This is a genomic window from Mariluticola halotolerans (genome assembly GCF_021611515.1).
Taxonomy (GTDB): Bacteria; Pseudomonadota; Alphaproteobacteria; order Rhizobiales; family Devosiaceae; genus Mariluticola; species Mariluticola halotolerans.
Map to the genome: position 1 here is coordinate 2,580,790 of NZ_CP090960.1, position 11,871 is coordinate 2,592,660.

9 protein-coding genes are annotated in these 11,871 nt (G+C 57.8%); 8 read left to right on the forward strand and 1 reads right to left on the reverse strand.

Features of this window, described 5'->3' with window-relative positions:
- The first annotated feature begins 15 nt into the window (after positions 1 to 15).
- Complete coding sequence (locus L1P08_RS12305) at positions 16 to 1,338, forward strand: NAD(P)H-dependent oxidoreductase (protein ID WP_303617303.1); 1,323 nt, start codon at positions 16 to 18, stop codon at positions 1,336 to 1,338.
- Positions 1,339 to 2,357: 1,019 nt separating this feature from the next.
- Here the strand turns inward: L1P08_RS12305 and L1P08_RS12310 are convergent.
- Positions 2,358 to 3,566: an ABC transporter substrate-binding protein gene (locus L1P08_RS12310; RefSeq protein ID WP_303617304.1), complete on the reverse strand. Its 1,209-nt coding sequence runs from the start codon at positions 3,564 to 3,566 to the stop codon at positions 2,358 to 2,360.
- A gap of 225 nt (positions 3,567 to 3,791) precedes the next feature.
- Here L1P08_RS12310 and L1P08_RS12315 point away from each other — a divergent pair, with 225 nt between their 5' ends.
- The 7 genes from L1P08_RS12315 to L1P08_RS12345 all read left to right on the forward strand — a co-directional run bounded on the left by L1P08_RS12315 (position 3,792) and on the right by L1P08_RS12345 (position 11,856).
- On the forward strand, positions 3,792 to 4,787 hold the full coding sequence (locus L1P08_RS12315) for a glycine betaine ABC transporter substrate-binding protein (RefSeq protein WP_303617305.1): 996 nt from the start codon (positions 3,792 to 3,794) through the stop codon (positions 4,785 to 4,787).
- A gap of 110 nt (positions 4,788 to 4,897) precedes the next feature.
- Positions 4,898 to 5,908, forward strand: a complete 1,011-nt coding sequence (locus L1P08_RS12320) for an ABC transporter substrate-binding protein (protein ID WP_303617306.1) — start codon at positions 4,898 to 4,900, stop codon at positions 5,906 to 5,908.
- Between the two features lie 320 nt (positions 5,909 to 6,228).
- The gene (locus L1P08_RS12325) at positions 6,229 to 7,245 is read left to right on the forward strand and encodes a glycine betaine ABC transporter substrate-binding protein (RefSeq protein WP_303617307.1); all 1,017 of its coding nucleotides are present in this window, start codon (positions 6,229 to 6,231) and stop codon (positions 7,243 to 7,245) included.
- Positions 7,246 to 7,554: 309 nt separating this feature from the next.
- Positions 7,555 to 8,475 carry an ABC transporter permease gene (locus L1P08_RS12330; RefSeq protein WP_438268467.1) on the forward strand — a complete coding sequence of 307 codons (921 nt, stop codon included), beginning with the start codon at positions 7,555 to 7,557 and terminating at the stop codon, positions 8,473 to 8,475.
- Entirely contained in the window at positions 8,475 to 9,521 is a 1,047-nt protein-coding gene (locus L1P08_RS12335) for a quaternary amine ABC transporter ATP-binding protein (protein ID WP_303617309.1), read from the forward strand. The genes L1P08_RS12330 and L1P08_RS12335 overlap by 1 nt, the downstream gene beginning before the upstream one ends.
- A 291-nt stretch (positions 9,522 to 9,812) precedes the next feature.
- A complete protein-coding gene (locus L1P08_RS12340; protein ID WP_303617310.1) occupies positions 9,813 to 11,354 on the forward strand; it encodes a putative bifunctional diguanylate cyclase/phosphodiesterase in 1,542 nt (513 codons plus the stop codon).
- A 91-nt stretch (positions 11,355 to 11,445) separates the two neighbouring features.
- A complete protein-coding gene (locus L1P08_RS12345; protein ID WP_303617311.1) occupies positions 11,446 to 11,856 on the forward strand; it encodes a protein tyrosine phosphatase family protein in 411 nt (136 codons plus the stop codon).
- Positions 11,857 to 11,871: the final 15 nt, after the last annotated feature.

Sequence of the window (11,871 nt, forward strand, 5' to 3'; positions counted from 1 at the left end):
AACGCTGCTTGTTTCATGACCAATGTCCATCTCACCGGGCTTGCCCGCGATCTCGCCACCCGCGCCGAAACCGGCAAGTCTATCCGTATCGGGGTGATCGGTTCGGGAGAGATGGGCACCGATCTGGTCACCCAGTGCATGCTGATGCCGGGGCTGGAGCTTGCGGCCATTGCGACCCGCCGGCCGCATACGGCCATGGCGGCGATGACCATTGCCTATGGTGATGACAGTCATGGGCGCGAGGTTTCGACCCGCAGCCAGATGTCGGCAGCTCTCGATATGGGCAAGACGGCGATCACCGATAATCCTGAACTGTTGGTCACCGCGCCGGAAATCGATGTGGTGATTGATGCCACCGGCAAACCCGGCGTTGCCGCCGATTATGTGCTCATGGCGATGGAGCACGGCAAGCATGTGGTGATGATGAATGTGGAGGCCGATGTCACCATCGGGCCCTATTTGAAGAAACGCGCCGATGAACTCGGGGTCATCTATACGGTGGGGGCGGGTGACGAGCCGTCCTCGTGCATGGAGCTGATCGAATTTGCCTCGGCGCTCGGCTATACGATTGTCTCGGCCGGCAAGGGCAAGAACAATCCCTTGAACCACGACGCGGTGCCCGACGACTATCGGGATGAAGCGATAAGGCGCAACATGAACCCGCGCATGCTGGTCGAGTTTGTCGACGGGTCAAAAACCGCGGTTGAAATGTGCGCCATTGCCAATGCCACAGGGCTGGTCCCCGATGTGCCCGGCATGCACGGGCCAAAGGCCAGCCGCGAGGAGCTGGCCTCGGTCCTGATTCCGAAGGAAGATGGCGGGGTGCTCAACAAGATTGGCGTTGTCGATTATACCATCGGCAAGGGCGTGGCCCCCGGCGTGTTCGTCATCGTCAAGGCGGAGCACAAGCGCATTATTGAACGCATGGACGATCTGCATGTGGGTAAGGGCCCCTATTACGGGTTTTTCCGGCCTTATCATTTGACCAGTCTCGAGGTGCCACTCAGCGCGGCGCGGATCATGCTTTACGGCAAGGCCGACATGGTGCCGCTGGCCAATCCCGTGGCCGAGGTTTGTGCCGTGGCCAAACGAGATCTCAAACCCGGTGAGATTTTCGATGCGATCGGGGAGACCTGCTATCGCTCCTATGCGATGACGGTCACCGATGCCCGGGCGCAACTGGCGCTGCCGGTGGGGCTTTTGGAAGGTGGCAAGGTTTTGGCCCCGGTCAAAAAAGGCGAACTGATCACCACCGCCAACGCCGCCCCCGACCAAAGCACAAGACTTTACGCCCTGCGCCAGAAACAGGATGAAATGCTGGGACTGACGGCGGACTGACGCGACACTTTTTGTCATTCCCGCTCCCTCCTCCCCCAGATCGTCACCCTCGGGCCTGACCCGAGGGCCCATGACCAGCCACCAGCAGGTGCAAAAGGGCGGTTCACGCAACACCGTGTGTCCCCCATGCCCACCCGTGGTCGCTGCACCATCGCATGGGTACTCGGGTCAAGCCCGAGTATGACGATGGGAGGTTTTATGACGATCCGGGGACCCCGACAGGGTCGATTAGGACCGAGTAAAACCCCACAATCCCAAAAAAACTTATCGACGCCCCCCAAACCCCGTTTATCCTTGTTCCACCTTTTCACACCACCGGCGCCGGCGCGACGAACGTCCGGGGTGAAGGGGGACCGGGTTCCTTGGGGGTCGCCTCAGGGAAGGCCAAAACTGTGCCGCGACCAGCCTGCCCCCGAAGGCAGGTGTACCGGGGAAACCCGGCGGGGATGGGCCCCAGCGCAGTTAAGAGCACAGGCCACGCCAAAAATCCCGGTTGCATGAGACGGTGTATGTCTCATTTGTTTATTACTCAGACGGGCCATGCACCGTCTCATGCCGCCAGTTGATTGACACCGTGGGTTTTCGGACCGGACGGGGGCTTTGGGGTGGGTGGAATTTAAGGGGTGCCCAAAAAAATCTCTCACCACCCCCACATCGTCACCCTCGGGCCTGACCCGAGGGCCCATGACCAACCATCAGCAAATACAAAAGGACGGAACGCCCACCCGTGGTCGCTGCACCACCGCATGGGTACTCGGGTCAAGCCCGAGTATGACGATCGGAGATAGGACAACAAATGGCCCCTCTCTCTTCCTTCTCCCTCGGGCTTGACCCGAGGGTCCATACGGTACTGGCCACACCGCATGGATGCCCGGATCAAGTCCGGGCAAAAAGGGGTTTGGGCGAGGACGAGGATGACGTCGATAATGAGGAAGAAGCCGAGGATGGGGGCGAAGGGCGGGAACAAAAAAGCCCGGGACTTCTCCCGGGCTTCACTATTCAGTTTAAAGTGGCTGCGATTATTCGATCGCGCCCTTTTCGACGAACTGACCGCCTTCAACGGCCAGCTCAACGATGACACCGTCAACGTCGCCGGCTTCGTCAAAGTCGACCGGGCCGCCGGCACCATCATAATCGATGTCCTTGCCTTCAGCGATCAGGGCCTTGGCTTTTTCCCATTCGCCCGGCAGGATTTTTTCACCGGGAGCCGAGGCGACTTCGCGCAGGGCGGCGGAGAGACCTTCGCGGTCAGCCGAACCGTTCTTTTCAACGGCAAGAGCCAAAAGGAAGGCAGCGTCATAGGCCTGAGGCGCATAGGTTGCGTTCGGGTCCTGACCGGCTTCCTCAGCCAGTTTCTTGTAAAGATCGGCAGATTCACCGGCATAGGCACCGGCGCGGGTGGCGATGAAGCCTTCAACCGATGCGGCATCGATGCCGGTCAGCAGGTCGTCGCCGACCATGCCGTCACCACCGATATAGGTGATGAAATTGCCGGTTTCGACAGCCTGACGCAGGATGGTCTGGCCCGAACCCGAGGCATAGGCAAGGATGACGAGGTTTTCTGCGCCACCGCCAGCGAGCTGGCCAAGTTCAGCCCGGTAGTCGGCCTTGCCGTCTTCATGGGCTGCGTTGGCGCTGACAGTGCCGCCGCCGGCCTCGAAGGTTTCTTCAAAAACATCGGCCAGGCCCTTGCCATAGTCGTTGTTCACATAGGTGAGCGCGACGTCCTTGATGCCCTTGGAGAGCAGCAGTTCAGCCATCTTCACGCCCTGGAAGGCGTCGGACGGGGTCGTGCGGTAAACAAGATCATTGTCGTCGAGCGTGGTCAGGGCCGGGGCACTGGCGGATGGCGAAATCTGGACAACATTGCCCGGAATGCCAGCAGCTGTTGCCGCACCAATGGTGGCACCGGTGCAGAAGGCACCGACCATGGCAGTTACCTGATCGGTGTTGACCAGCTTGTCGGCAGCGGGGCCGGCGACCGACGGATCACAGGCACTGTCGCCAACCACGGAGACGATCTGGGCACCATCAAGAACGCCACCCTGGGCATTGACGTGATCAAAAGCCAGCTGGGCACCGGCCACGATCGGCGGGGCAAGGCTTTCAATCGGGCCGGTCAGGTCGCCGAGAATACCGAGCTTCACGTCGTCGGCGAAGGCCGGTACGGCGGCGGTAAGCGCTGTGGCGGCAACGGCCAGAGCAAGGGTTTTCTTCAAAATCTGCATGTTTCCCTCTGAATTAATCGGCGTTGTCCCGCTGTGAGGGCCTGATTGCCCTTCTTCCAGCCAGAACAACATCTTATGGGCACACGATTGGATGTGCCGCTGATGGTAAGCTTTGCACATTTTGCCAGCCGGAGTCATCTGCATTTAGCGGCTTTATGAATTGCAGCGTTTTGTTGCTTAATGCCGTGGATTTTGGCAGTTTGCCGCCAGCACAAGGACAGGTTCATGCGTGAGTATATTGTCGGCTTTCTGACCGGGCTGGTTTTGTTGATGGCAGGTGGTCCTGTCTGGGCGCAGGAGGGGAACGGGTTTTCCGCATTGCCGCCGCCCTGCGGAACCGAGCCGATTGTGATTGCCGGCATGCAATGGCCCTCCAGCGCCGTGCTGGCGGAAATCCATGCGCAAATCCTGCGCCGGGAATATGGTTGTGTGGCCGAGGTGGTGCCGGGGGATCTGGCGGCGACCAGTTCTTCCATGGCGACGACCGGTCAACCCGCCGTCGCGCCTGAATTATGGATCAACCGCGTTGCCGATGTCTGGAACTCGGCGATCGAGAGCCAGAGCGTGCGCCAGGCCGGGCCGACTTTCGATGCGACAGCATTGGAGGGCTGGTTTATTCCCGATTTTGTTGCTGACAATCATCCAGGGCTGACGAGCGCTGCCAGTCTCAAGGATTACTGGCAGGTTTTCCGTACTGGGGCTACGGGCAAGGCAAAGTTCATTTCCTGCCCACCGGACTGGGCCTGCGCCGTCATCAATCGCAACCTGCTGACGGCTTTGGGGTTGGCCGATCAGTTTGAGATTGTCGAGCCGGCCAACCGGTTTGAGCTCGATACTTTGATAGGCGAGGCCGTGTCGCGGCGTGAGGCGGTCATCTTTTACTATTGGCAACCCAATGCGGTTCTGGCGCAGCTGGCGTTCCGCCAGCTTGATCTGGGTGCCTATGATGCTGTTGCTGCGGCCTGTCTGGCCAAACGTGTTTGCGCCGAACCCAGCCCATCCGCTTTTGTGCCCGAACCGGTGGTGATTGCGCTTGCCGACTGGGTGTTTGCCAGCGCGCCTCAAGTGGCGGGTTATTTCCAGCGGGCGCAGATGCCGGTTGGGGAGATGAATGCGCTTCTGGCCTGGCAGAACGAGCAAGGGGAAACACCCGCCGTCACCGCCGCGCATTTTATTTCGACGCGTGAGGATGTCTGGCGTTCCTGGATTGGGAACAATTGACCCGCTGGGGACTTGTTACTGACACTTCCTGTCGCCCGGACGTGATTTGACCATGGGCCGGCAGGCGCTCATGCTGCCGGATACGGCAAAAGTCAGGACAGGAACGCGACATGAAATTGTCAATCAAGCAATATATTGCTGCGGCGGCTTTTGCCGCGGCGTTTTCCGGTGTCACCCATGGTGTTCAGGCCGCCGAATGCGGCACTGACAAAACCATCCAGATTGCGGAAATGGGCTGGCCCTCCGCCGCCGCTCTAGCGCATGTGCATGCGATCATTCTGCAAAAGGGGTTCGGGTGTTCGGTCGAACTGGTGACCGGCGACACGGTGCCGACGCTGGCCACGATGAATGCCAAGGGTGTGCCCGCGCTGGCGCCTGAATTCTGGCCCAATGCCAGCCGGGAGGCCTGGGACAAGGGACTGGCCGAGGGCAGAATAGTTGATCTCGGGCCGGCGATCGCCGAGGGGCTTATTCAGGGCTGGTATATCCCCACTTATCTGGCGACGGCAAATCCGGGGCTGAAAAGTGTTGAAGACCTGCCCGATTATGCCGACCTGTTTGCTGATCCGAATGATCCCTCCAAGGGTCGCTTCCTGTCATGTCCGCCGGGTTGGTCCTGCGAGGTGATGAACGCCAATTTCTTCAAGGCCTATGGGCTGGATGAAACGTTCAACCTGTTCTCGCCGGGTTCGGGCGGCGCGCTGGATGCCAGCATAGCACGGGCCTTTACCCGTGAAGAGCCTGTGGTTTTTTATTATTGGGGGCCGACGGCGATGATGGGTCGCTTTGATATGACCCGGCTTGATATGGCGCCTTTCGATCAGGCCAAATTCGACTGTATTGGCGACCCGGATTGTGCCGATCCGCAAAAAACCGACTTTGTAGTTCCCGATGCGGTCAAGGCTGTGGCAGCGTGGTTGCCTGAAGAGGCACCGATAGTGGCCGACTATCTTGGCAAGGTGTCACTGACCAATGCCGATGTGGGGCGGATGCTGCTCTGGGGCGACGAGAACAAGGCCGATGCGCGCGACACGGCGCGGAATTTCCTTCTGACCGAGCCGGAAATCTGGGAGGCCTGGGTTCCTGCAGACGTCGCTGCGGCTGTGAAAGCGGCGCTTTGAGCTGCCGGGTGGGACGATATGGGCGGGGTGCATTGCACCCCGCGGCCGTCGTGTTGCTTTGAAAATCAAATGGATGAAATAAAATGTAGTTCCGTCGCGCGCTGGTTTTGTTTCGCTGCAAGTTAAAATATATTTTGACTGTTTTTCGAAATGAAGATCGATATCATAAATTCATTTGACCCGAATAATACTTGTTGTTCTTTAGTTTTATTGCCCTTATTTGCGAATTCTGGGTGGGTGTGATGCAAGGTCTCAAATTTGACTATTGGATACTATCTCTTTAAAAAAGCGCTAGTTCCAATGGATTATGGAGAAATTGTATGACTTTCAAATTTGGAAGCCTTGCCGCTGCGTTTGGGCTGGCTGCTGGCCTTACGGTCGCGCTGCCCATGGCTGCACAGGCCGCCGAATGCGGTACTGACCGGAAGATTGATATTGCCGAGATGACCTGGGCCTCGGCTGCGGCGCTGGCGCATATCCACGCAAAGATTTTGGAAGACGGTTTTGGCTGTAATGTCGAGATCGTTGCAGGCGATACGGTGCCGACTTCGGCAACCATGTTGTCCAAGGGCACACCGGCTGTTGCGCCGGAACTGTGGACCAGTGCCATTCAGGAGCCCTGGGAAAAGGGCGTTGCAGAGGGCAAGGTACTCAGCCTTGGCGATGCGATTGATGGTGGTGCTGTTGAAGCATGGTTCATCCCGCAATATTTCAAGGATGCACATCCGGAGCTGGTAACAGCACAGGACGTGGTTGATCATCCTGAACTGTTCTCAGATCCCGAGCAGCCCGATCAGGGCCGTCTTTATGCCTGCCCTCCGGGCTGGGCTTGTGAACTCGCCAATGCGGCGCTGTTTGAAGCCTATGACATGGAAGATACCTGGAACCTGTTTTCGCCAGGTTCGGGCGGCAATCTGGACGCCTCGATTGCCCGTGCCTTCACACGTGAAGAGCCTATCCTGTTCTATTATTGGGGGCCGACTGCCATTCTTGGCAAGTATGACACCTACCAGCTGGAAATGCCGGAAGTGGATATGGCGGCTTACAAGTGCAACACCGATCCGGAATGCAAGGAACCTGCGCAAAAGACAGCGTGGCCTTCTTCCGAAGTTATCGTTGGTGCTGCGGCATGGCTGAAGGATGAGGCACCTGCGGTTGCTGATTACTTCTCCAAGGTTGCCATGGGCACTGACAAGATCAACGGTTTGCTGGCATGGGCCGATGACAACAAGGCTGATGCCGACGAAACGGCTGTCAACTTCCTGAAGACCGAGGAAGCTACCTGGACGACATGGGTTCCCGCCGATGTTGCCGAAAAGGTCAAGGCAGCCCTCTGAGCGGCCTGATCTGAGTTGCGTTTCTGGCCGGGCGGCCTTGTCGTCCGGCCAATTTTGTTTGGCTGTCGTGGAACAATGAGTATGCTTCCCCACGTCCGCGCCAACGTTCCTGGCTACCATTCGCGGCATGCGGTGCGGTATTCGCGTTTTGCTGACGGGCCAGAATAAACAAGAATCTTGAGGAGCCCCGTGATGGAGCCAGTTCAGATCGCTTTGTGGTTATTGATTGCACTCGCCTTTGTCGGGTTGATTTATATAACGGCGCGACAGAGTTTTTCCGGTGCCGTTGTATTGTCAGCCTGGATAGGCATGGCGTTGCTGACGATTGTCGTTGCATTGTTCAATCCCGTTTCGGGCGATTTTTTTCCGGAAATCATTGATACACGCCCATTAAGATTCTGGGTGGATGACGGCCTGGAATGGGTCGTCAGATATTGGGGTACCGGGTTTGAGGCCGCTGCGTATCCGCTACTGCTGCTGCTGATCAATATCGAGAAAGTGCTGCTGGCCATTCCGTGGTGGTACATGGTGGTGATCTTTACCGGTCTGGCCTTTTTGGCGACGCGCAGCGCGGCTTTGCCATTGATGGTGGCCGCCGGCTTGCTCTTCATGGGGTTCATGGAGTTGTGGGAGGATTCGATCCGCACCATGGCATTGATGATTGCGGCGACGATTACCGCCATTATCGTTTCCATTCCTACCGGTATTTTCATGGCGCGTTCGGCGCGGTTCCGCAAATTCATGGTGCCGGTGCTTGATCTGATGCAGACACTGCCGAGCTTTGTTTACCTCATTCCGGTGGTGATGATTTTCGGACCTGGCAAGGTGCCGGCATTGATCGCGACGATCGTTTACGCCGCGCCGCCGCTGGTGCGGCTGACCGATCTGGGTATCCGGATGGTTGATCCGGATGTGATGGAAGCCACGCGCGCCTTCGGTACCTCGCCGCGGCAACGATTGTTCGGTGTGCAAATTCCGCTTGCCATGCCAACGATTCTGGCCGGTGTGAACCAAACCACAATGATGGCGTTGGCCATGGTGGTGATTGCCTCGATGATTGGTGCTGGCGGCCTTGGGTATCAGGTGCTGCAGGGCATTGGACGGCTTGAAGTCAGCCGAGGCCTGTTCGCGGGTCTGGGCATTGTGGCTCTCGCCATTATTTTTGACCGCGTAACCCAAGCCTTCGGCAAACGGTTGCAGGCGCGGATCGGTCTTGCGGAGAAGCAATAATGAGCGATATTCCGGCAATTGATATTCGCAACATCACCAAGATTTTCGGTGATGATCCCGACACGGCTCTGGAATTGCTGAAGCAAGGCAAGTCCAAAACCGAGGTGCAGGCCGAGACCGGACAGGTTGTTGGCATCAATGACGTCTCGATTACGGTGGGGCGCGGGCAGATTTATGTGGTCATGGGGCTGAGCGGCTCCGGCAAGTCCACACTGATCCGCCACGTCAACCGGCTGATCGACCCCACATCGGGTGAGATCGAGATCAACGGGGTTGATGTTCTGGGGATGAACCTCGACGAGTTGCGGGATTTCCGCCGCACGCAGATCGCGATGGTGTTCCAGAAATTCGGTCTATTGCCGCACAGGTCGGTCATCGACAATGTGGCCTATGGCCTCGAGGTGCGGGGCGTGGGCAAGGAAGAGCGTCTGGAAGCGGCCAAGAAATGGATCGAAACGGTCGGGCTGGCCGGGTATGAAGAATCCCAGCCGCACCAATTGTCCGGCGGTCAGCAGCAGCGCGTTGGTCTGGCGCGTGCGCTGGCGATGGACACGGAAATCCTTTTGATGGACGAAGCCTTCTCCGCGCTCGATCCCCTGATCCGTTCGGGCATGCAGGACGAGTTGATGGTTTTGCAAAAAGAACTCAACAAGACCATCCTGTTCATTACCCATGACTTTGACGAGGCTCTCAAGATTGGGGACCGGATTGCCGTGCTCAAGGATGGCGAACTGGTGCAGGAAGGGCGGCCCGAAGATATCGTGCTGCGTCCGGCAAATGCCCATATCGAGGAATTCGTGGCTGATGTGAACAAGGCGCGCGCCATTCACGTCAAATCGATCATGGCCACCGATGCCAATGTCGAGAAATGCGAAATTGCGGTGCCCTATTCGTCCCGTTGTGAAGACGTGCTTCCCCTATTTGCAGAGCATGACTGGGTCGGGGTTGTCGATGATGAGGGTGAGCAGATCGGCTATGTGACTGCCAAGGGCATCATCAAGGCGCTGGCGAAACACCAGCCGACCATGGAAACCACGTCGGTCTAGATTTAACTCTGCGTTCATCATATTGAATAGTCGCCCGGCTGGAATTGCCGCATCCGGGCGGCTGTCACGGAAGTGTCATGTCACTGTCATTATAGACCGGTAATTGTCGCCGGTTGTGCTGAATCTGGACAATCCTGTTCCGGGCGGCAATCTGTAACACCCTGAAATTTATTGTCTTTTTAGACAGAGATTCAGTTCTCTTTAACGAGAATGCGGTCAATGTCTCCTCGTTGGATCGGGCGTGCGTTGGCGTGTGCCCGATATCAGCAAGTCAGAATTCCAGGGCGTAAAATGCGTAGTGACACGACTTCCTCCGGGCATCTCGGACTTTATCGCAATGTGGCCATCGGTGTGGGGATATTGACCACCGCTGCAATCGGGCTGGCTGCGATGGGCAATACTCACGTGGCAGATCTGCCCGATTTACGGTTGATGATCTTCGGTGGCACGGTTCTGCTGGGCTTCTTGTCGCTCATGCTGCTTCGCTATGGCTATTTTCTGCTCAAGCGTTCCGTGCAGTCGGCGGCAGCGGCCAATAATGTCCTTTTGGCGTCTGCCCATCAGGATTCACTGACGGGGGCGTTGACGCGGTCCTATTTTCTCGAAGAGTTGAAGGGGCTGGTGCATCACGGGTCGCGGCATGCGGTGGGCTATATTCAACTCGATATGGATCATCTCAAACAACTCAATGATGGCAGCGGTCATGCGGCCGGTGATGCTGCGCTGGCGCATCTGGTGGCGCGGGTGCGCAAAGCACTTCCCGATGCCATCATCGGTCGTCTGGGCGGCGACGAATTCGGTATTGCGATTATCGGTTGCGACAGCCGCAAGGCCATCCGGCGGGTTTGTGAACAAATTCTCCTGGAACTCGAGACCCCGGTAACCATTGCGGCGCGGCATGTGCGACTGGGCGCCACCATGGGCATCGCACTGGCGCCTGCAGATGCCACCTCGGTGGACGAATTAATTTCCAAGGCGGATCTGGCGCTTTACGAAGGCAAAAAGCAGGGACGTAACACAGTTGTGCTGTTCGAGGAGAACATGCATCGGGATGAGCGGCATCAGCGCTATATCGAGCGCGAATTGCGGGCGGCGATTCTCATGAACGAGCTTGATCTCTATTACCAGCCGATATTTGAAAGCGACGGGGTGACTTTGCGTTCCTATGAATCGCTGGTGCGCTGGGAGCATCCCGTGCGCGGTACGATTTCGCCGGGCGATTTTATTCATATTGCAGAGAAAAGTGATCTGATCGACAAGCTTGGCGAATGGGTATTGCGCCGCGCCTGCCGGGATATGGCGGCCCTCGATGCGCCCTCGATCGCGGTCAATGTATCCGCCGCGCAATTGCGTCGTTCGGATTTTGCCGAGCGGTTTGCCGCCATTCTGGCCACTGCGGATATCGATGGCGCGCGGTTGACGGTAGAGATTACCGAAACCGTGCCTCTGGCTGCCAATGGCGTGGAAAAAGCCAATCTGGACGCCTTGCGCGCCCTCAACGTCAAAATAGCCATTGATGATTTCGGGGCGGGGAATGCCAGCCTTGGCTATATCAAGCAGTTCTCATTCGATGTGCTCAAGATTGATCGCTCCTATGTGGAGGGGATCACCGTGAACCGGCTGGATGCGATGATGGTCAGTGCCATCTGCCGTATTGCGCGCACGGCAGGCATGGAAGTGGTGGCCGAGGGTGTTGAGACCGAGGAGCAGCTTGCGATCCTGCGGGGAGCCGGATCGATTGCCCTTCAAGGTTTCCTGTTGGGACGCCCTCAACCCTTGCGGCGGATCCTCGCCGACAAGACGGCGCGCGAGGATATGGTTTCGGCTGCATGATTCCGCGGTGCATGTGACAGTTGCACGCAGGGCTGGCTATTGCTTATAAGGAGCGCAAGCTTCAAGCGGCCAGTTCAACGGGAGATGTAATTTGGAACTCAAGCGGATCAATGATCATGTAAGTGTTGCGGGCCAGCTCAGCCCGGATGAAATGACACAATACAAGGCCGCGGGTTTCACCACGATCATCAATAACCGACCTGATGGCGAGGCACCCGATCAGCCGTCTGCTGCGACGATGGAAGCTGCGGCACGTGCTGCCGGCCTCGATTATCACTTTATCCCGATGGGGCGTGAAGGCGTCAGCCCGGAGATGGTTGAACAGACCCGAGCAGCACTTGAAGGCAGCAGTGGTCCGGTGCTTTGCTTTTGCCGGACCGGGACACGTTCGACCACGCTTTGGGCGCTCAGCCAGGCCGGGCGGATGGATGCAAACGAGATTATCTCTGCTGCGGGCAATGCTGGCTATGACATGTCCCATCTGGCAGGCCATCTCGGCTAAAGGCGCCGTGCTGCC